General features: G+C 72.9%; 19 protein-coding genes. 12 read left to right on the forward strand and 7 right to left on the reverse strand.

Features of this window, described 5'->3' with window-relative positions; genetic code table 11:
* Nucleotides 1-4 precede the first annotated feature (4 nt).
* The 3 genes from leuD to ACFVVO_RS25320 all read left to right on the forward strand — a co-directional run bounded on the left by leuD (nt 5) and on the right by ACFVVO_RS25320 (nt 1,881).
* The gene (gene leuD, locus ACFVVO_RS25310; RefSeq protein ID WP_390057875.1) at nt 5-598 is read left to right on the forward strand and encodes a 3-isopropylmalate dehydratase small subunit; all 594 of its coding nucleotides are present in this window, start codon (nt 5-7) and stop codon (nt 596-598) included.
* Nucleotides 599-863: 265 nt separating this feature from the next.
* A complete protein-coding gene (locus ACFVVO_RS25315; RefSeq protein ID WP_390057876.1) occupies nt 864-1,094 on the forward strand; it encodes a hypothetical protein in 231 nt (76 codons plus the stop codon).
* 136 nt (nt 1,095-1,230) lie between these two features.
* The gene (locus ACFVVO_RS25320) at nt 1,231-1,881 is read left to right on the forward strand and encodes an HU family DNA-binding protein (RefSeq protein WP_390057877.1); all 651 of its coding nucleotides are present in this window, start codon (nt 1,231-1,233) and stop codon (nt 1,879-1,881) included.
* A gap of 82 nt (nt 1,882-1,963) precedes the next feature.
* Here the strand turns inward: ACFVVO_RS25320 and ACFVVO_RS25325 are convergent, their stop codons facing one another.
* Both ACFVVO_RS25325 and cofC read right to left on the reverse strand, forming a co-directional pair.
* The gene (locus tag ACFVVO_RS25325) at nt 1,964-2,167 is read right to left on the reverse strand and encodes a hypothetical protein (protein WP_390057878.1); all 204 of its coding nucleotides are present in this window, start codon (nt 2,165-2,167) and stop codon (nt 1,964-1,966) included.
* A gap of 140 nt (nt 2,168-2,307) precedes the next feature.
* Nucleotides 2,308-2,946 (reverse strand): 2-phospho-L-lactate guanylyltransferase, encoded by a 639-nt coding sequence (cofC, locus tag ACFVVO_RS25330; RefSeq protein ID WP_390057879.1) that lies wholly within the window; start codon nt 2,944-2,946, stop codon nt 2,308-2,310.
* Nucleotides 2,947-3,164: 218 nt separating this feature from the next.
* Here cofC and ACFVVO_RS25335 point away from each other — a divergent pair, with 218 nt between their 5' ends.
* From ACFVVO_RS25335 to ACFVVO_RS25345, 3 genes are all read left to right on the forward strand, one after another.
* Complete coding sequence (locus tag ACFVVO_RS25335) at nt 3,165-3,986, forward strand: lysophospholipid acyltransferase family protein (protein WP_390057880.1); 822 nt, start codon at nt 3,165-3,167, stop codon at nt 3,984-3,986.
* Entirely contained in the window at nt 3,983-4,993 is a 1,011-nt protein-coding gene (locus ACFVVO_RS25340) for an NAD(P)H-dependent glycerol-3-phosphate dehydrogenase (RefSeq protein ID WP_390057881.1), read from the forward strand. The genes ACFVVO_RS25335 and ACFVVO_RS25340 overlap by 4 nt, the downstream gene beginning before the upstream one ends.
* A gap of 145 nt (nt 4,994-5,138) precedes the next feature.
* A complete protein-coding gene (locus ACFVVO_RS25345; RefSeq protein ID WP_390057882.1) occupies nt 5,139-6,296 on the forward strand; it encodes a D-alanine--D-alanine ligase family protein in 1,158 nt (385 codons plus the stop codon).
* Between the two features lie 10 nt (nt 6,297-6,306).
* On the opposite strand, the gene ACFVVO_RS25350 is transcribed toward ACFVVO_RS25345, so the two are convergent.
* Together ACFVVO_RS25350 and ACFVVO_RS25355 are read right to left on the reverse strand one after the other, a co-directional pair.
* Nucleotides 6,307-6,825 carry a DUF3515 domain-containing protein gene (locus ACFVVO_RS25350; protein WP_390057883.1) on the reverse strand — a complete coding sequence of 173 codons (519 nt, stop codon included), beginning with the start codon at nt 6,823-6,825 and terminating at the stop codon, nt 6,307-6,309.
* 20 nt (nt 6,826-6,845) lie between these two features.
* Complete coding sequence (locus ACFVVO_RS25355; RefSeq protein WP_390057884.1) at nt 6,846-7,079, reverse strand: Lrp/AsnC family transcriptional regulator; 234 nt, start codon at nt 7,077-7,079, stop codon at nt 6,846-6,848.
* 205 nt (nt 7,080-7,284) lie between these two features.
* Here ACFVVO_RS25355 and ACFVVO_RS25360 point away from each other — a divergent pair, with 205 nt between their 5' ends.
* Together ACFVVO_RS25360 and thiD are read left to right on the forward strand one after the other, a co-directional pair.
* Nucleotides 7,285-8,250 (forward strand): thiamine-phosphate kinase, encoded by a 966-nt coding sequence (locus ACFVVO_RS25360; RefSeq protein WP_390057885.1) that lies wholly within the window; start codon nt 7,285-7,287, stop codon nt 8,248-8,250.
* Nucleotides 8,247-9,038, forward strand: a complete 792-nt coding sequence (gene thiD, locus ACFVVO_RS25365) for a bifunctional hydroxymethylpyrimidine kinase/phosphomethylpyrimidine kinase (protein ID WP_390057886.1) — start codon at nt 8,247-8,249, stop codon at nt 9,036-9,038. Before ACFVVO_RS25360 ends, thiD begins: the two co-directional genes overlap by 4 nt.
* A 146-nt stretch (nt 9,039-9,184) precedes the next feature.
* On the opposite strand, the gene rpmB is transcribed toward thiD, so the two are convergent.
* On the reverse strand, nt 9,185-9,370 hold the full coding sequence (gene rpmB, locus ACFVVO_RS25370) for a 50S ribosomal protein L28 (RefSeq protein WP_003993230.1): 186 nt from the start codon (nt 9,368-9,370) through the stop codon (nt 9,185-9,187).
* A gap of 260 nt (nt 9,371-9,630) precedes the next feature.
* Here rpmB and ACFVVO_RS25375 point away from each other — a divergent pair, with 260 nt between their 5' ends.
* On the forward strand, nt 9,631-11,340 hold the full coding sequence (locus ACFVVO_RS25375) for a DAK2 domain-containing protein (RefSeq protein ID WP_390057887.1): 1,710 nt from the start codon (nt 9,631-9,633) through the stop codon (nt 11,338-11,340).
* Between the two features lie 23 nt (nt 11,341-11,363).
* Here the strand turns inward: ACFVVO_RS25375 and ACFVVO_RS25380 are convergent, their stop codons facing one another.
* Nucleotides 11,364-14,312, reverse strand: coding sequence for a tetratricopeptide repeat protein (locus tag ACFVVO_RS25380; RefSeq protein WP_390057888.1), 2,949 nt, complete (start codon nt 14,310-14,312; stop codon nt 11,364-11,366).
* Nucleotides 14,312-16,138 (reverse strand): HSP90 family protein, encoded by a 1,827-nt coding sequence (locus tag ACFVVO_RS25385; protein WP_390057889.1) that lies wholly within the window; start codon nt 16,136-16,138, stop codon nt 14,312-14,314. Before ACFVVO_RS25385 ends, ACFVVO_RS25380 begins: the two co-directional genes overlap by 1 nt.
* A 202-nt stretch (nt 16,139-16,340) precedes the next feature.
* Between ACFVVO_RS25385 and recG the strand changes: the two genes are divergently transcribed.
* From recG to coaD, 3 genes are all read left to right on the forward strand, one after another.
* On the forward strand, nt 16,341-18,557 hold the full coding sequence (gene recG / locus ACFVVO_RS25390; RefSeq protein ID WP_390057890.1) for an ATP-dependent DNA helicase RecG: 2,217 nt from the start codon (nt 16,341-16,343) through the stop codon (nt 18,555-18,557).
* A gap of 110 nt (nt 18,558-18,667) precedes the next feature.
* Nucleotides 18,668-19,255, forward strand: a complete 588-nt coding sequence (gene rsmD, locus ACFVVO_RS25395; protein ID WP_390057891.1) for a 16S rRNA (guanine(966)-N(2))-methyltransferase RsmD — start codon at nt 18,668-18,670, stop codon at nt 19,253-19,255.
* Between the two features lie 26 nt (nt 19,256-19,281).
* Nucleotides 19,282-19,761: a pantetheine-phosphate adenylyltransferase gene (coaD, locus tag ACFVVO_RS25400; RefSeq protein WP_390058018.1), complete on the forward strand. Its 480-nt coding sequence runs from the start codon at nt 19,282-19,284 to the stop codon at nt 19,759-19,761.
* Nucleotides 19,762-19,777 lie beyond the last annotated feature (16 nt).

A 19,777-nucleotide genomic window follows, 5' to 3' on the forward strand; every position in this document is an offset into this window, starting at 1 on the left:
AATCATGGAAGCCTTCACCACCCATACCGGCCGGGCCGTCCCGCTGCGCCGCAGCAACGTCGACACCGACCAGATCATCCCCGCCCACTGGCTCAAGAAGGTGACCCGGGACGGCTTCGAGGACGGGCTGTTCGAGGCCTGGCGCAAGGACGCGGAGTTCGTGCTCAACCGTCCCGAGCGGCAGGGCGCGACCGTCCTGGTCGCCGGTCCCGACTTCGGCACCGGCTCCTCCCGGGAGCACGCCGTGTGGGCGCTGCAGAACTACGGCTTCAAGACCGTGATCTCCTCCCGCTTCGCGGACATCTTCCGGGGCAACTCGCTGAAGAACGGCCTGCTCACGGTGGTGCTCGACCAGCAGGTCGTGGACGCGCTGTGGGCGCTGACCGAGGCGGACCCGCAGGCCGAGATCACCGTCGACCTGCAGACCCGCGAGGTGCGCGCCGAGGGCGTCACCGCCTCCTTCGAGCTCGACGAGAACTCCCGCTGGCGGCTGCTGAACGGGCTGGACGACATCTCCATCACCCTGCGGAACGAGCCCGACATCGCCGATTACGAGGGCAAGCGGCCCGCCTACAAGCCGCGCACGCTCCAGCTCTGACCCGGCGGCCCCGGCAGGTCGACTTTCGGCCACCCCAACACACCGGCTGTACCCCCGATCGCCACGATTGGGGGTACAGCCGTGTCTGCACCCGAACGGCCCCACGCCAGCCCCTCGGCCCGCACAACGTCCCACGTTAGAGCGTTGGTTGGCCGGGTAGGCGCTCTGCGGGGCCGGGGGTCCGCGCGAGCGCCGACAGGACTGTCCGGCGCGGCAGTTGCACCCTGCGCAGGCGACAACTCGCCCCAGATGGCACAATCTGTGCATGGAACACGACGGCCAACTCGAGCTCTATACGGCGGTCGCGGACCAACTCAAGGAAGCGCACTCAAGAGTGCGCGCACTGCAAGTCCCGGAGGGCGTACGGATGGCGCTGACCCGGAAGCTGTTGGTCATTACGGCCGCGGCCAAGCACGATCTCGCCGGTGCGGCAAGGCGACTGGAGCGGTTCAACGCGGACCTCGACGAGGGACGAATCCCCGAAGAGGGCCACTGAGCGGTCCGGGACAGCCGATTTCGCTGCGGCACAAGGGTGATAAGCCCGTTTCGTGTTTGATTTGCGGTATATATCTGCCTAACGTGCGAAAAAGCTTGAACACTTTCGTTCTGGCGATGTCTCCGAAGGGGAAGACGTGAACAAGGCGCAGCTCGTAGAAGCGATTGCCGACAGGATGGGCGGCCGCCAGCAGGCCGCCGAGGCTGTCGATCATGTCCTGGACGCCATCGTCCGCGCGGTCGTCGCGGGCGAGCGGGTCTCGGTCACCGGCTTCGGGTCCTTCGAGAAGGTGGACCGCCCCGCCCGCTACGCCCGTAACCCCCAGACGGGCGAGCGGGTTCGCGTCAAGAAGACCTCGGTGCCGCGCTTCCGCGCGGGCCAGGGCTTCAAGGACCTGGTGAGCGGCTCGAAGAAGCTGCCGCGGGGCGGCGAGGTCTCGGTGAAGAAGGCGCCCAAGGGCAGCCTGACCGGCGGCGCTTCCGCCACGGTCAAGAAGGCCGCCGCGAAGAAGACGACCAAGGCGGCCGCGGCGAAGAAGGCCACCGCCAAGAAGGCGGCACCGGCGAAGAAGACCACCGCCGCCGCGAAGAAGGCCACGGCGAAGAAGACGACCGCCAAGAAGACCACGGCGACCGCCAAGACCGCCGCGGCGAAGAAGACCACCGCGAAGAAGGCGACGGCCAAGAAGGCCCCGGCCAAGAAGGTCACTGCCAAGAAGGCGCCGGCCAAGAAGTCGACGGCCCGCAAGACCACCGCCAAGAAGGCCACCGCCCGCAAGGCCTCCTGAGGTCGCCAGGGCACTCACGCGCCGGGCCGGACTCCCCTCGGGAGCCCGGCCCGCGGCGTGTGTGCCGCCCTGATCAACACCCCTAGAACGTCTGCAGGGTCACCAGGGTGATCCGTACGGCCGCGCCCTCGCGCTCCGTCTCGATCCGCACCCGCTGCCCGGGCCGCAGCAACCGCAGCCCGCCCGCGTCGAACGCCGCCGCGTCGAAGGGCACGGGGGTCCCGTCGTCGAGCAGCACCTGCCCGCTGCGGGTGCCGGGGTCGTACGTGTATGCGGTGGCCTGCATGACGGCCAGCGTAACGCCCCCTGCATGGCTGCGGGCATGCGTACCGCCAGGGGCGGCACGGGTGGGCGCGGCGGCACCCCGCCGGCGCGGGCGGGCGCAGCACCCCCGCCGCCTCCACACCGGGCGACCGGACAGCCGTCTCAGGACCCCGGAATCAGCAACCCCGCGGACACCGCCGCCGTGTACGGCCCCACCCCCAGCGCGAGCGCGGCCCGCAGATCCTCGCCGGTGTCCACGTCCTGCCGTACGGAATTCACGTCCGTGAGCCCGAGTTCCGCGGCACCCGATGCCCGGTGCCGGGCCCGGGAATCGGTGCCGAATGCCGGCCGCAACGGCCGTCCCGGCGCCGCGCTCAGCAGAGTGGTGCCCACCGCGGCCGCGTCCGCGAGAAAGGCCCGCGGATATTCGGCCGCCGCTTCCAGCACCCGGGACAATTCCATTGGGCGCAGCGCCGGGAGATCCGCGTTCAGCGCCGCGACCGCGGCGGCCGGGCGCGATTCCCTTACGGCGGCCGCCCCGTGCCCGAGCGCGGCGTTCAGCCCACTGCCCGGAGCGTCCGGGACGATCCGGGCGCCCAGCGCCTGAAGCGTCCGGCCGGCCAGCGCGTCGTCCGTGACGACCACCACATCCGCGACCGCGGTGCAGGCCAGCGTCGCGGCCACCGTGTCCTGCGCGAACGCCAGCGCCAGCCCGGGGCGCACCCCGTCCGCGGCGGTGTCCGAGAGCCTGCTCTTGGCCCGCGCCAGAGGCTTCAGGGGGATGACCAAGGTCCACTGCACCGGCGTACCGCCCCTCTCTTGTCGCGCTCATTGTCACCCGGGCCGCGTCCGGCCGGGCCGGGTACCGGTGAGGACGCGAGGCTCCCGGCAGGGCGGTGGCCGGGGACGGGCGGGCGTACGGTGTTCTCGACAGACCGGCGGCCTGGGGCGACACTTGTGCGGCCCCTGGCCGAGGTGCCGAGGTGACAGCCCTTAGAGGCCTAGAGGAAGGTGTCCGCGTGCCCCGCCGCCAAATCGGGTTCTGGTACCGCTTCGCTGCGGTCCTCTGCAAACCGCCGCTGGTGGTTCTGATCAAGCGGGACTGGCGTGGAATGGAGCACATTCCGGCCGAGGGCGGATTTATCACCGCGGTGAACCACAATTCACACGTCGACCCCTTCGCGTACGCGCACTATCAGTACAACACCGGACGGGTTCCGCGATTCCTGGCGAAGAGCGGCCTTTTCAAGAAGGGATTCGTCGGCGCCGCCATGCGCGGCACCGGACAGATCCCCGTCTACCGCGAGAGCACGGACGCGCTCAGCGCGTTCCGGGCCGCGATCGACGCCGTGGAGCGCGGCGAGTGCGTCGCCTTCTACCCCGAGGGCACCCTCACCCGTGACCCCGACGGCTGGCCCATGACCGCCAAGACCGGCGCCGCCCGCGTGGCCCTGCAGACCAAATGCCCGGTGATCCCGGTCGCCCAGTGGGGCTGCAACGAACTGCTGCCGCCCTACGCCAAGAAGCCCCACCTCCTGCCGCGCAAGACGCACCAGGTCCTGGCGGGCCCGCCCGTGGACCTCTCCCCCTTCTACGACAAGGAGATGACCGCCGACCTCCTGAAGGAGGTCACCGAGGTCATCATGGCGGCCGTCACCCGCCTGCTCGAGGAGATCCGCGGCGAGAAGGCGCCCGAGACCCCCTACGACCCGCGCCGCGAGCGGATCGAGCAGCGCCGCAGGACCGCCGCGCAGGCCGCGCCGGCGGCCACCGGCCCGGAGGCCACGGAGGCCGGCCGGGAAGTCTCGCGGACCGGCACCGAGGAGGAGAGCGCCAAGTGAGCAGGACTGTCCGTGCCGCCGTCATGGGCACCGGTTCGTGGGGCACCGCCTTCGGCATGGTCCTCGCCGACGCGGGCTGCGAGGTGACCCTGTGGGCCCGCCGTCCGGAGCTGGCCGAGGCGGTCAACTCCACCCGCACCAACCCCGACTACCTGCCCGGCGTCGAACTCCCGCGGAACCTCAGGGCCACCGCCGACGCCGCCGAGGCGCTGCGCGACGCGGACTTCACCGTCCTCGCCGTCCCCTCCCAGACCCTGCGCGCCAACCTCGCCGAGTGGACCCCGCTGCTCGCGCCGGGCACCGTGCTCGTCTCCCTGATGAAGGGCGTCGAGCTGGGCTCCACCATGCGGATGAGCGAGGTGATCGACGACGTCGCCAAGGTCGGCGCCGACCGCATCGCCGTCGTCACCGGGCCCAACCTGGCCCGGGAGATCGCCGCCCGCATGCCCGCCGCGGCCGTGGTGGCCTGCACCGACGAGGCCGTCGCCCAGCGGCTCCAGGCCGCCTGCCACACGCCGTACTTCCGGCCGTACACCAACACCGACGTGGTCGGCTGCGAACTCGGCGGCGCCGTCAAGAACGTCATCGGCCTCGCGGTCGGCATCGCCGACGGCATGGGCCTCGGTGACAACGCCAAGGGCTCGCTCATCACGCGCGGCCTCGCCGAGACCACCCGGCTCGGCATGGCGCTCGGCGCGGACCCGCTGACGTTCTCCGGCCTAGCGGGCCTCGGCGACCTGGTGGCCACCTGCTCCTCGCCGCTGTCCCGCAACCACACCTTCGGCACCAACCTCGGCAAGGGCATGACCCTCGAGCAGACCATCGCGGTCACCAAGCAGACCGCCGAGGGCGTCAAGTCCTGCGAGTCGGTGGCGGATCTGGCCCGTCGGCACGGTGTCGAGATGCCCATCACCGAGACGGTCGTGGACATCGTGCACGAGGGCAAGCCGCCGGTGGTCGCCCTCAAGGAGCTGATGTCGCGCAGCGCCAAGTCCGAGCGGCGCTGAACCCCTCCCACGCGGCGCCGGGCGGTGTCGGCCCGGCGCCGGGCGACCGTCCGCGCGACGCTGAGCGACCGTCCGCGCGACGCTGAGCGACCGCGCCGGAGCGGCCGCTGACTTGGGGAATACCAACGGGTACTCTCAACCCGATATGAGCACCGAGAACCTCCCCCAGAGCCCTGACCAGCCGTCCCGCAAGCCGCGTGTGGCCGTCGTGTTCGGCGGGCGCAGCTCCGAGCACGGGATCTCCGTGGTCACCGCGGGCGCCGTCCTCAAGGCCATCGACCGGACGAAGTACGACGTCCTGCCGATCGGCATCACCGCGGACGGCCGTTGGGCGCTGACAGCCGACGAGCCGGACCGGATGGGCATCACCGACCGCCGCACCCCGAGTGTGGCCGAGCTGGCGGAGTCGGACGAGGGCGGTGTGGTGCTCCCCGTCGACCCCGCGAACCGCGAGGTCGTCTACAGCGAGCCCGGCTCGGTGCCCAAGGCCCTCGGCGAGGTCGACGTGGTCTTCCCGGTGCTGCACGGCCCGTACGGCGAGGACGGCACCCTCCAGGGCCTCCTCGAGCTGTCCGGAGTGCCGTACGTGGGCTCGGGTGTGCTCGCCTCGGCCGTCGGCCAGGACAAGGAGTACATGAAGCGGGTGTTCACCTCCTTCGGGCTCAAGGTCGGCCCGTACATGGTGATCCGCCCCCGCGAGTGGGAGCAGAACGAGTCCGCGGCCCGCAAGCGGATCGTCGACTTCGCCGGCGAGCACGGCTGGCCGTTGTTCGTGAAGCCCGCGCGCGCGGGTTCCTCCATCGGCATCACCAAGGTCGACGACCTCTCCGGCCTGGACGAGGCGATCGCCGAGGCCCAGTCGCACGACCCGAAGATCCTGATCGAGGCCGCCGTCCGCGGCCGCGAGATCGAGTGTGGTGTCCTGGAGTTCGAGGACGGACCGCGCGCCTCCGTGCCGGCCGAGATCCCGCCGCCGGACGCGCACGCGTACTACGACTTCGAGGCCAAGTACATCGACTCCACGCCCGGCATCGTCCCGGCCCCGCTCACCGACGAGGAGACCGCCGAGGTGCGGGGGCTCGCGGTGGAGGCGTTCGAGGCGGCCTCCTGCGAGGGCCTGGTCCGCGCCGACTTCTTCCTCGACGAGGACGGCGAGTTCGTGATCAACGAGATCAACACCATGCCCGGGTTCACGCCGATCTCGATGTACCCGCAGATGTGGCAGGCCACCGGGATCAGTTACCCGGAGCTGGTGGACCGGCTGGTGCAGGCGGCCCTGCGCCGCTCGACCGGACTGCGCTGACCCCGCGCGCTCACCGCATGGAGGCGATCCCCTTGGGGATCGCCTTCTTCACGGCGTCCGCCAGGTCCGTGAGCACCGAGGCGCCCTCGTCCTGTGCCGACATCCCCCCGGGCAGGCTCACCTGCGCATAGGCCACGCGGTTCGCCGTGGTGAAGCGCCAGGTGCCGTCGCCGCGCTTCTCCATCAGCCAGTCGACACCGTTCACCCGGCCCGCGACGGCGTCCGGGTCGCCGCCCTGTGCCACCTTGGGGTCGACCATCTTCGGCGGCCGTACGACACCGCAGCGCAGTATGATCGCCGGGCTTCCCCAGCCCGCCGTGTAGGCGGACCGGGGCTCGGGGTCGTGACGGCTCCGTCCGTCGAGCTTCCCGGGCAGCGCCCGGTGCAGGTCCCGGCAGGCCTTCGCCGTCTTCGCGTCGGGGGTGGGAACCGCGGACGTGGCGCTGTCGTCTGCTGTGGAGCAGCCCGCGACCGCGAGCAGCAGCGCGGGCGCGAGCAGGCCGAACGGCCGGTGGCGGAAGAAGTTCACCGGCCAAGCGTAGACGGGGGCTACAGATGGACGACCGGACAGGTCAGGGTGCGGGTGATGCCGTCCACTTGCTGGACCTTCGCGACCACCATGCGGCCGAGCTCGTCGACCGTCTCGGACTGGGCGCGCACGATGACGTCGTACGGTCCCGTCACGTCCTCGGCCTGGATCACTCCAGGGATCTTGCCGATCGTCTCGGCGACGGTCGACGCCTTGCCGACCTCCGTCTGGATCAGGATGTACGCCTGTACCACGGAACCTCCAGGGCGGCCACGAGGATCATGTGGGGAAAAGGAACGCCACGGTATCGCGTCGCCGCTCCCCGCGGGGAGACCCGCGGGGACCGGGCTTGCGCGCCGGGGGTGCAGGCACGACAGAAGTTGACGGTCACCTCGACGGTATCGGGGAGACTGATGACGCGCGACCGGGCACGCAGAGGCACAGAAGGGGCTTGAGGCAATGAAGGGCACAGTGGGTGAGTTGGGTGAGTTCGGGCTCATCCGGGAGCTGACCTCCCGTCTCACCACGACCCCGGTGGTCCGGGTCGGCCCCGGTGACGACGCCGCGGTGGTCGCCGCGCCCGACCGCAGGGTGGTGGCGAGCACCGACATCCTGCTGGAGGGACGGCACTTCCGCCGCGACTGGTCCACGGCGTACGACGTCGGGCGCAAGGCCGCGGCGCAGAACCTGGCGGACATCGCCGCGATGGGCGCCGTACCGACCGCGGTGTTGCTCGGCCTGGTCGTCCCGGCCGAACTCCCGGTCACCTGGCCGACCGAGCTGATGGACGGGCTGCGCGACGAGTGCCAGGTCGCGGGTGCCGCGGTGGTGGGCGGGGACGTCGTGCGCGGGGACACCATCATGGTGTCGATCACCGCGCTCGGCGATCTGCGCAACCAGGAGCCGGTGACCCGCGCCGGCGCCCAGCCCGGCGACCTCGTGGCCGTCACGGGCTGGCTGGGCTGGTCCGCGGCCGGCTACGCGGTGCTCTCCCGCGGCTTCCGCTCGCCGCGCGCCTTCGTGGAGGCCCACCGGCGCCCCGAGCCGCCGTACCACGCGGGTCCGGCCGCCGCCGCGCTCGGCGCCACCGCGATGTGCGACGTCAGCGACGGCCTGATCGCCGACCTCGGGCACATCGCCGAGGCCAGCAAGGTGCGCATCGACATCCGGTCCGGCGCGATCGACATCCCGACGCAGATGAACGACATCGGGCAGGCCGTCGGCGTCGACCCGCTCCAGTGGGTGCTGACCGGGGGAGAGGACCACGCGATCGTGGCCACGTTCCCACCGGACGCCAAGCTCCCGGCCCGCTGGAAGGTGATCGGCGAGGTCCTCAACCCCTCGGCGCTGCCCCAGGTGACCGTCGACGGGGCCCCGTGGACCAGCAAGGGCGGCTGGGACCACTTCGGGGACATCGAATCGTGATCCCCCGGGTACTCACCGTCGCCGGGTCCGACTCGGGCGGCGGTGCGGGCGTGCAGGCAGACCTGAAGACGATGCTGGCGCTCGGCGTGCACGGGATGAGCGTGATCACGGCGGTGACCGCGCAGAACTCGCTGGGCGTGCAGGGCGCCTGGGAGCTGCCGGTGGAGGCCGTACGGGCCCAGTACCGCAGCGTGGTCGACGACATCGGCGTGCAGGCCGTGAAGACCGGGATGCTCGCCTCGGCGGAACTGGTCGAGGCGGTCGCCGAGTTGATCTCCGGCACCGACGCTCCGGCCGTCGTGGACCCGGTGGGCGTCTCCAAGCACGGCGATCCGCTGCTCGCCGCCTCCGCCCTGGACTCGGTCCGGGGCAGGCTGCTGCCGGTGGCGACCGTGGCCACGCCCAACCTCGACGAGGTGACCCAACTCACAGGGGTCCGGGTCGAGTCCGAGGGCGATCTGCGCCGGGCCGCGGCGGCCGTGCTGGAGTACGGGCCGCGATGGGTGCTGATCAAGGGCGGGCATCTGCCCGGCGACGCCGTGGATCTGCTCACGGACGGCTCGCGGGAGCACTGGCTGCGGGCCCCGCGCCACGACAACCGGCACACGCACGGCACGGGCTGCACGCTCGCCTCGGCCGTCGCGTCGGGGCTGGCGAAGGGACTGACCGTGCCGGAGGCGGTGACGCGGGCCAAGGAGTACGTGACCGGGGCGATCGCCGCCGGGTTCGCGCTGGGCGCCGGGATCGGACCGGTAGACCACGGTTGGCGGTTCCGGTCACCGAAGTGATCTTGCCGCTGGGGGAGATGATCCCGTGCGGGAGACGATCGCGCGCGTACGGGCCGTGAGCGCGGATACGGCAAAAAGCCGGCCCACCCGGAGGTGGACCGGCTCAGTGCAGCGGACCGGACAGTGGCCGCGCGCTCAACTATGCGTCAGCGCGAGACCTTGCCGGCCTTGATGCACGAGGTGCAGGCGTTCACGCGCTTCGGCGTCCCACCGACCACGGTACGCACACGCTGGATGTTCGGGTTCCAGCGGCGGGACGTACGGCGGTGCGAGTGCGAGATGTTGTTGCCGAAGCCCGGCCCCTTGCCGCAGACGTCGCAGTTGGCAGCCACGGGTCACTCCAAAGACTTCAGATGCACTTACGGTTGATCCCGGCATGCCGGGATCGAGATCCTAGGATCTGAGATCTTGAGTGGCGCTGCCAGGGGGGAATGGCCCGATCAGGATCGGGCAACCGGAGCAGCATACAACGGCTGCGTCCGTACCGCGAAACTACCATGGCAGCTCAGGGGCCCGCTCCCGGCCTTCCTCCGGAGGCCACCGCTCCGGGGTCTACGCTGCGTCCACGTCCAAGCAGCTCAGGGAGGCGCAGGTGGCGCAGGTGCCGCAGACACTGGATGCTCTCGCGGTGCGCACCTGGTGCGGTCTGGCGCTGCGCGCGCTCGGGAGGGCGCGCGAGGAGATCGACGCGATCAACGTCTATCCCGTGGCCGACGGTGACACCGGGACCAATCTGTACCTGACCGTGGAATCGGCGGCCACCGCCGTGGAGGCCGTGTTCGCCGGGTACGGGACCGGGGCCGAGGAGCCCTCCCTCGCGGACGCCGCGCACGCGATGGCCCACGGGGCGCTCATCGGGGCCCGGGGCAACTCCGGCACGATCCTCGCCCAGCTGCTGCGGGGCATGGCCCAGGTGCTCGCCGGGGGAGAGGCGGGTGCTGCGTCCCACTGCGACGGCGCCGGGCTGCGCCTGGCCCTGCGGCACGCCGCCGACTCCGCCCGCCGGGCCGTGGCCCACCCCGTCGAGGGCACCGTGCTCACCGTCGCCGCGGCGGCCGCGGATGCCGCGGCCGCCGCCGGGGGAGCGGAGGGCGACTGCGGGGCGGTCGCCCGGGCCGCCTACGAGGGCGCCGGCCTGGCACTCGCGGCGACCCCGGGCCAGCTGGCCGTGCTGCGGCGGGCCGGAGTGGTCGACGCGGGCGGCCGGGGGCTGGTCACGGTGCTCGGCGCCCTGGTGGAGGCGTGCACGGGAGAGGCGGTCAACGAGATCCCCAGGGCGCGGGAGGCCGTCCGCGAGACCGCGGCCGCCGTCGCCGAGGCGCACGCGCGCGTGGCGGCCGTCCCCGACGCCGAGACCTGCGCCGACGGCACCGACGACGACGGCCCCGCCTACGAGGTGATCTATCTCCTGGAGGCCGGCGACGAGGCCGTGGCCCGGCTGCGCGCGCGGCTCGACGCCCTCGGGGACTCCCTCGTCGTGGTCGGCGGCGACGGACTGTGGAACGTGCACGTGCACGTCGACGACGCGGGGGCCGCCGTCGAGGCGGGCGTCGAGGCGGGCCGGCCGTACCGGATCCGGATCACCCACTTCGGGGCCGGCGACGTGCACACCGGGGGCGAGCGGCCGCCGCGCGAGCGCGCCCAGCGGGCGGTCGTCGCCGTCGTGCCCGGCGAGGGTCTGGCCGGGCTGTACGGCGAGGCCGGCGCGACCACCGTGCTCGCCCGTCCCGGAGAGCCGCCCGCCAGCGGGGAGCTGGTGCAGGCCGTACGGCGTGCCCACGCGCGCGAGGTGGTGCTGCTGCCCAACGACGCCGAACTGCGCCACACCGCCGCCGCGGCCGCCGAGCAGGCCCGCACCGAGGGCATCCGGGTCGCCCTGATCCCGACCCGCTCGGCGGTCCAGGGCATCGCCGCGCTCGCCGTGCACGCGCCGGAGCGGCGGTTCGACGAGGACGTCGTCCAGATGACCTCGGCGGCGGGCGCCACCCGGTACGCCGAGGTGCTCGTCGCCGAACGCCAGTCCTGGACGTCGGCCGGCATCTGCCAGGCCGGGGACGTGCTGGGCCTGATCGACGGCGATGTGGCGGTGATCGGGCCGGACCTCATCGCCACCGCCGTGACCCTCCTGGACCGTATGCTCCGGGCGGGCGGCGAACTGGTCACCCTCGTCGTCGGGGACGAGGCCCCCGAGTCCGTCGCCACCCACCTGGAGACCCACGTCCGCGAGTCCTACCTCGCGGTGGACACGCTGGTCCACCGGGGTGGCCGCCAGGGATCCCTGCTGCTCATCGGCGTGGAGTGACCCCGGTGGTGTGAGGCGCCCGCTCAGTGCTCCGGCAGGGCGTCGAGGAGCTCCTCGGCCTCGGCGCGGCGGGAGCGGGCCGTGTCGTCCGGGGTGCGGGTGTCCTCGTAGGCAGCGAGGACACCGCGCGCGCGTGCCGCCGCCTCCGCCGGACGTCCGAGGTCGGCCGCCAGCCGGCCCGCGGCGAGTTCGGCGCCGGTGCGGCCGTGCAGCCCCTCCGCGCCGAGCGAGCCGAACACCTCGGCCGCGCGGTCCATCCGGGCCATCGCCGCCTCGAAGGTCTCCTTGATCTCCTGGTCCCCGTCCTCGGTGCCCCCGGCCGCCGACCGGGCCAGCAGATCACCGAACTGAAGGTGAGTGTTCGCCAGTTCCGCGGTGAGCCGGTCCCGGACCGCCGGCTCCGCCGCCTCCAGGGCGTGCTCGCACTCGCGCACCGCCTCCGCCATCAGCTCCCGCGCCCCGTCCGCCGGCCCCTCGCCGCGCAACGCCAGCCAGGCACGGGCACGCAGCGAGCGCACCAGGAAGTACGGGTTGCCGAGCCCGCGCCACAGCTCGCCCGCGCGCGCGTAGGCGCGGTCCGCGTCCTCGAGCAGCCCCGCGTCGCCCAGCGACTCCGCGGCGAGATGGGCGAGCGTGGCGTGGTCCTGCTGCTCGGGCCAGTGCCGGGCGATCTCGGCGGCCCGCAGCCGCCGTTCCGCCGCCGCCCGGTGCTCGCCCAGTTCGCTCAGGCAGTCCCCGAGCCACCACTGCGCCTGTACGACGGCTCCTTCGCCGTGCGTCTCGGCGGTCAGGTCGGGCAGCGCCGACTCCAGCACCTCGGCGGCCTCCGCGCACCGCCCCTCACGCAGCAGGAAACCGCCGAGCTGGTGCCGTGCCCACGCGCCCAGGGTGCCGCTCTCGCCCGCCGCGTCGGCCCAGTGCGCGGCCTCCAGCGCGTGCTCCGCGGCCTCCCCGGTCCCGCCCCGGCCGCCGATCACCTCGGCGAGCTGGAGATGCAGCTGGGCCCGCCCGGCCGGCTCCACGTACGGGCCGCCGTGCTCCAGCGCCGACCGCAGCGCCCGCTCGGTCCCGGCCGGATCGCCGAGCCCATGGGCCAGCCCGGCCGCCTCGACCTCGTACTCCACCGCGAACCAGGGCAGACCGGCCGCCACGTACTCGGCGGCGGCCAGCCGGTAACCCTCGGCGGCCCGCTCCGCGTCCCCGGCGAGCGCGGCCAGCCCGGCGAGCATCCCGCGCGCCTCGGCGGCCCGAGCGGCCAGCCGTACGTCGCCGTCCGCGCGTCCCCCGACGAGCGCCAGCACCTCCCGAACGGCCCGCCCGGCCTCCGCGAGCGTCTCCTCCGGGTCGCCGACGTCGCCGTCCCCGCCGCGGTCGTGCAGCCGCCGCACGAGGATCCGCGCCCGGCTCATCAGCACCGCCGCCGCCTGCCGTACACCGGTGTCCTCCGCGGCGTACAGCGCGAGCACCTCGTCGCGGAGCGCGGCGACCGCCGTCACCGCCGCGTCCACCTCACCCGCCAGCGCCCGCACATACGCACCGCGCGCGCGTGCCGCCAGCGCCTCGCCGGGGTCGCCCGCCTCCGCGTACAGCGCGGCGGCCCGCTCGAACAGGGGACCACCCTCGGGGCCGCGTTCCATCGCCTCGTGGTCGGCGATCTCCGCCCGGCCGCGCGGCTCCAGCTCCACCCCCTCGGCGGCCCGCGCGACCGCCGCCCACGCCTCCAGCGCGTGCGGCCGCAGTGTGTCCGACAGCCGGCGCGCCTCGGCCAGCAGGGCGGCCAGGCCGGACTCGCCGGAGCCCGCGTCCCTCTCGGGCGCCGCGGGCACGGGCGGCGCGGCCACCGGCGCAGGGTGGGCGCGCACCGTGCGCACTCCCAGCGGCAGCCGCTCCACCAGCGGTTCCTGGGCCATCCGCGCGCGGACGCGGTCGCCGACGTACGACGTGCCGTTGCGCGCGTCGAACCGCGCGGCCAGCTCCAGCGCCTCCGCGCGCGCGTGGGCGGCCAGTTCCCCCGCGGTCCAGGCCCGCCCGGCTGGCCCCGGCACCCGCTGCCCGCCCAGACCGAGGACGGTCATCCGGTCCATCAGCAGGGCCACCACGGCCAGGAAGTCCAGCCGGCTGCGCGGATGCCCGGTGTCCGTGAAGTACGCCGGCCGCTCGGCCAGCAGCTCCAGACCGCGCGCCTCGTTGCCGGTCAGCGCGCAGAACTCCACATGGTCGGCGTAGGCGCCGCGCATGCTCTCCATGGGGCGCACCAGGCGGAAACCGCGCAGATGGTGGGCGCGGGCCTCGTCCGTCCGGCCCAGCCGCAGCAACGGCGCCAGCGAGGAGGCCAGCACGGTGTGCGGCTCGTGGGCGCAGCTGTACTCGCCCTCCAGCACCGGCCGCCACAGTCGCAGCGCCTCCGCGTCCTCGCCGCACTCCACCTGCCAGGTGCCCTGCCCGTGCAGCTCGCAGGCGTGGCAGTCGGCCATCCGGTCCCGGTCCGCGGCCAGCCAGGCGGCGAACGCCCGCCCGGCCCGGGCCAGGTCACCGATGTGCGCGGCCACGCTGAACTCGGCGGCGCGCACGGCCCGTTCGGAGTGCCCGGCGAGCCGGTAGCGGTGCTCCATCTCGCCGAGCCACTTCTCGACCGAGGCCAGCGGGACGTGCGGCTGGTCCAGCATGCCGGCCGACATCCACTTGAAGACCCAGTGCAGCGAGTGCGTCTCGTACTCGTCGAAGTCCTCGGGCCGTTCGTCCCACAGGCGCAGCAGCCGCGCGAACGGGACGAACATCTTGTCCTTCTCGGAGCTGTAGTTGTAGACCTTCAGCTGGTGTCCGAGCGCCTCGATCACGGCGAGCGGGAGGTTCAGCCGCTCGGCCTCGGCGAGCAACTGCTCCGCGCGCGCGTTGCGGGCCGGCCCCTCCGGCTGCCCGGAGTTCTCCGCCATCGCCCGGCGCAGCGCGTCGAAGTCCGTGATCTCGCCCATCAGTGACCGTTCTCCCCGTGTGTGGCCCACTCCAGCAGGCCGATGAACGCCCGGTTGAGCAGCGCCGAGTCCGCCGGCCTGAGCGGGCGCCGCGCCATCAGCAGCGCCTGCCCGTACAGCGACTCGGTGGCGGTGCCGATCAGCTCCGGGTCCCTGACCGAAGCGATCCGCCGGATCAGCGGGTTGAGATGGTTGAGCACCAGCCGCGCGCGCGGTGCGCTGCCGCGCAGCGAGCCCAGGATGCCCGCCCACAGGTCGTCGGCCCGCTCCTCGGCCTCGGCCCGGGCCTGTTCGTGCCGGGCGGCCCGGTCGTCCAGGTGCAGCGCGGGCACCGACAGCGGGTGGAACGCGCGCAGGACGACATCGCAGCCCAGGGGATCGAGCTTCGCCCGCGCCGCCGCCAGGAAGCCGGACAGCGCCAGCTCCTCCGCCGGATCCACCGCGTCCAGGTGCGCGGTCACCGTGTCCGCGTCCAGTTCGGCGACCACCGTGCCCGGCCGCACCGAAGGCAGCGCCTCCACCAGCTCGCTGTCGTACGTGTAACCGCCGTTGACCACCCCGACGCCCTGCGCGGAGGCGATCGGCGCGACCTGCCGGTACTCCTCGACCGTCCGCGTGAAGTGCACCACCGGGTGCCGCTGCGCGAACTCCTCCAGGGAGAGCTGACCGTCGGTGGTCTCGAACGGCAGCCACGGCAGCATCGTGCGCAGCATCTCCCCGTCGTGCCGGGCCAGGGACTTCACCCCCAGGTGGTGCACGGCGAGGAACGCGGCCAGCCGCTCCGGGTCGCCGGCCGCCAGCCCGGTCAGCCAGGACCTGATCCGCTCGCCCAGGGCCTCCCGCACGGCCGCCAGCGTCTCGTCCTCGTACAGCGCCTCGCGCGAGGCCGTGGGCCGCAGGCTGTCGGTGTCCAGCACACAGCGCACGAAGAACGCCCAGTCCGGCAGGAGCTGTTCGGCCCGCTCGGTGAGCAGCATGCCCTTCAGGTGCACCCGGTGCGTTGCCCGCTGCGCCGGGCTGACCGCCGACGGCAGCACGTACGCGACCCCGCGGATCCCGGCGACCGGCACGTCCAGGCCGATCGAGTCCAGGGGCGTGAACCCGAACAGCTCGTGGCAGTGCCGGGCCAGCGCCACCCTCCGGGCGGCCGGAGAGGGGTACGTGCGGTCCCAGGGCGCCGGCAGGTCGGTGACCGCCTCCTCGCCCACCCGGACGTCGTACGGCAGCAGCGAACCGAAGTCCCGGGCCAGGGCACGGACCCGCTCGGGCGACAGCCACTCCGCCGCACCGGCCCGGGCCACCAGGTGCACGGTGGTGCCCGGCTCGGGCCGCTCCGCGTCCGGCAGCGTGCGCACGGTGTACGAGCCGTCGTCGCGGGCCGTCCACTCCACCGGCGGGGCCCCGGGCGTACGGGCGCTGCGGCTGACCACCCGGATCCGCTCGGCGACCACGAAACAGGCCAGCAGACCGATGCCGAACTGCCCGAGGAAGTCGGACCGGGCCTCTTGCAGGCCGTCCGCCCGCTTGGAGCTGCGGCCGATGGTCGCCAGCAGGCTGTGCACGTCCGACTCGGTGAGCCCGACGCCGGAGTCCTCCACCCGCAGCGTCCCGTCCGCCGCGTGCAGCCGCACCCGCGCCGGGGCGCCGGGGTCCTCGGCCCGCCGGGCCGTGATGGCGTCCACCGCGTTCTGCAGCAGCTCGCGCAGATAGACCTTGGGACTGGAGTAGAGGTGATGGGAGAGCAGGTCCACCAGACCGCGCAGGTCGACCTGGAACGTGTGGGGTGACTGGGATGCCTGGGATGACTGTGAGGTCTGGGAGTCCATCGTCGCAGCGCCGGCGGGGGGAGCGTGCGTTCGGCGCGGGGTCGGGCGGTCCCGGATGGGGCGGTGACCGCGGGGGATGGCCGGAGCGCGCCATCCTAGAGCCGGAGCGGACCACCTGACCAGCGGTTTCCCGAATCGGTACGGCTCGCGGACCCGAAGCCGTCGGGCGGCCTCTACGGCTTTGTCAGTGCGGTGGTGTGCAATGGATCCCGTGCCCGCACTGGAAGAACCACTGAAGCAACCACTGAAGTCAGTGCTCGGCCCCGCCACCGCGAAGGTGATGGCCGAGCACCTCGGCCTGACTTCAGTCGGCGACCTCCTGCACCACTACCCGCGCAGATACGAGGAGCGCGGCCGGCTCACCCCCCTCGCCGAACTCCCGATGGACGAGCACGTCACGGTGGTCGCCCAGGTCGCGGACGCCCGCCTGCACACCTTCGCCTCGTCCCGGGCCCCGCGCGGCAAGGGGCAGCGCCTCGAGGTCACGATCACCGACGGCAGCGGCAGGCTCCAGCTGGTCTTCTTCGGCAACGGCGTGCACAAGCCCCACATGGAGCTGCTGCCGGGCACGCGGGCGATGTTCGCCGGCAAGGTCTCCGTCTTCAACCGCCGCCTCCAACTCGCCCATCCGGCCTACGAACTGCTGCGCGGTGACAGCGAGGAGACCGTCGAGACCTGGGCCGGCGCCCTGATCCCGATCTACCCGGCCACCGCCAAACTGGAGTCCTGGAAGATCGGCAAGGCGGTCCAGACGGTGCTGCCCAGCGCCCAGGAAGCCGTGGACCCCCTGCCGCCCGCCCTCCAGGAGGGCCGCGGCCTTGTCGGCCTCCCCGAGGCCCTGCTCAAGATCCACCGCCCGCACACCCCGGCCGACATCGCCGACGCCCGGGCCCGCCTGAAGTGGGACGAGGCCTTCGTCCTCCAGGTCGCCCTCGCCCGCCGCCGCCACGCCGACGCCCAGCTCCCGGCGGTGGCCCGCAGACCCGAACCCGACGGCCTCCTGACGGCCTTCGACGACCGGCTGCCCTTCACCCTCACCGAGGGCCAGCGGAAGGTCTCCGAGGAGATCTTCGACGACCTCGCCACCGAGCACCCGATGCACCGCCTCCTCCAGGGCGAGGTCGGCTCCGGCAAGACGCTCGTAGCGCTGCGCGCCATGCTCGCCGTGGTCGACGCGGGCGGCCAGGCCGCGATGCTCGCGCCCACCGAGGTCCTCGCCCAGCAGCACCACCGCTCGGTCACCGAGATGATGGGCGAGCTGGCCGAGGGAGGCATGCTGGGCGGCGCCGAGCACGCCACCAAGGTGGTGCTGCTCACCGGCTCGATGGGCGCGGCCGCCCGCCGCCAGGCCCTGCTCGACCTGGTCACCGGGGAGGCCGGCCTGGTCATCGGCACCCACGCCCTGATCGAGGACAAGGTCCAGTTCCACGACCTCGGCCTGGTGGTCGTGGACGAACAGCACCGCTTCGGCGTCGAGCAGCGCGACGCCCTGCGCGGCAAGGGCAAGCAGCCCCCGCACCTGCTGGTCATGACGGCGACCCCCATCCCGCGCACGGTCGCCATGACCGTCTTCGGCGACCTGGAGACCTCCGTCCTCGACCAGCTCCCGGCCGGCCGCTCGCCGATCGCCAGCCATGTCGTCCCCGCCGCCGACAAGCCGCACTTCCTCGCCCGCGCCTGGGAGCGGGTCCGCGAGGAGGTGCAGAACGGCCACCAGGCCTACGTGGTCTGCCCGCGGATCGGCGACGAGGAGGACGACCCCGGGAAGGGCGCGAAGAAGTCCGCCGAGGACGAGGCCGAGAAACGCCCGCCGCTCGCGGTGCTCGAGGTGGCCGACCAGCTCGCCCGCGGCCCGCTCCAGGGCCTGCGGATCGAGGTCCTGCACGGCCGAATGCACCCGGACGACAAGGACGCCGTCATGCGCCGCTTCGCGGCCGGCGAGACGGACGTCCTGGTCGCCACCACGGTCATCGAGGTCGGCGTCAACGTACCCAACGCCACCGCCATGGTGATCATGGACGCGGACCGGTTCGGCGTCTCCCAGCTCCACCAGCTCCGCGGCCGGGTGGGCCGCGGCTCGGCCCCCGGCCTCTGCCTCCTGGTCAGCGAGATGCCCGAGGCCAGTCCCGCCCGCCAGCGCCTGAACGCCGTCGCCGCCACCCTCGACGGCTTCGAGCTCTCCCGCATCGACCTCGAGCAGCGCCGCGAGGGCGACGTCCTCGGCCAGGCCCAGTCCGGCGCCCGCACCAGCCTCCGCGTCCTCGCGGTCATCGAGGACGAGGAACTCATCGCCGAGGCCAGGCAGGAGGCGGCGGCGGTGGTGGCGGCCGACCCCGAGCTGGCGAACCTTCCGGGCCTCCGGACCGCCCTGGACGCCCTGCTGGACGAGGAGCGGGAGCAGTACCTGGAGAAGGGCTGACGCGGACCCACCCGCAGGGGCACGGGGCCGTACTCCGCGGGCGGCTACCGCCGCGCGGGCGCGACCGGCCACAATGAGGCGTAAAGCCGCCCACGGAGAAGGACCCCCACATGACCCGCGTGATCGCCGGCCGGGCCGGCGGACGGCGCCTGTCAGTACCACCCGGCACCGGAACCCGCCCCACGTCCGACCGCGCCCGCGAAGGTCTCTTCTCCACCTGGCAGTCCCTGCTCGGCGGCCCCCTGGACGGCGAACGGGTCCTCGACCTCTACGCCGGATCCGGTGCCGTGGGCCTGGAGGCCCTCTCCCGGGGCGCCGGCCACACCCTCCTGGTCGAAGCGGACGCCCGCGCGGCGAAGACCGTCCGGGACAACGTGCGGAACCTGGGCCTGCCCGGCGCCGAGGTGAGAGCGGGCAAAGCGGAACAAGTGATCAGAACGGCACCCCCCGCCGCCCCCTACGAGCTGGCCTTCCTGGATCCTCCGTACGCCGTCACGGACGACGATCTTCGGGAGATCCTGCTCACACTCCGCACGGGGGGCTGGCTCGCCGAAGAAGCCCTCGTCACCGTGGAGCGCAGCACCAGAGGCGGCCAATTCCACTGGCCGGACGGCTTCGAGGCGATCCGGTCCCGTCGCTACGGCGAGGGAACGTTTTGGTACGGTCGCGCCGCCTCAACGTGCGAAGACGCACGATGACCGGACCGGAGAGCGAGGGATCACAAGTGCGCCGCGCCGTCTGTCCCGGGTCGTTCGACCCGATCACCAACGGACACCTCGACATCATCGCCCGCGCCTCGCGTCTGTACGACGAGGTCTACGTGGCGGTGATGATCAACCAGTCCAAGAAGGGCCTGTTCGAGATCGAGGAGCGGATCGAGCTGATCCGCGAGGTCACCGCCGAGTACGGCAACGTCCGGGTCGAGGCCTTCCACGGCCTCCTCGTGGACTTCTGCAAGCAGCGCGACATCCCCGCCATCGTCAAGGGCCTGCGCGCGGTCAGCGACTTCGACTACGAGCTGCAGATGGCCCAGATGAACATCGGCCTCACCGGGGTCGAAACGCTGTTCGTGCCCACCAACCCCACCTACAGCTTCCTCTCCTCCTCGCTGGTCAAGGAGGTCGCGGCCTGGGGCGGCGACGTCTCCCACCTGGTTCCGCCCGCGGTTCTCGAGGCCCTGAACGGGCGTCTGCGCAAGGGCTGATGGGACTACAGTCGTC

Origin of the sequence: Streptomyces sp. NPDC058145, assembly GCF_042884245.1 — a bacterium.
Lineage (GTDB): Bacteria > Actinomycetota > Actinomycetes > Streptomycetales > Streptomycetaceae > Streptomyces.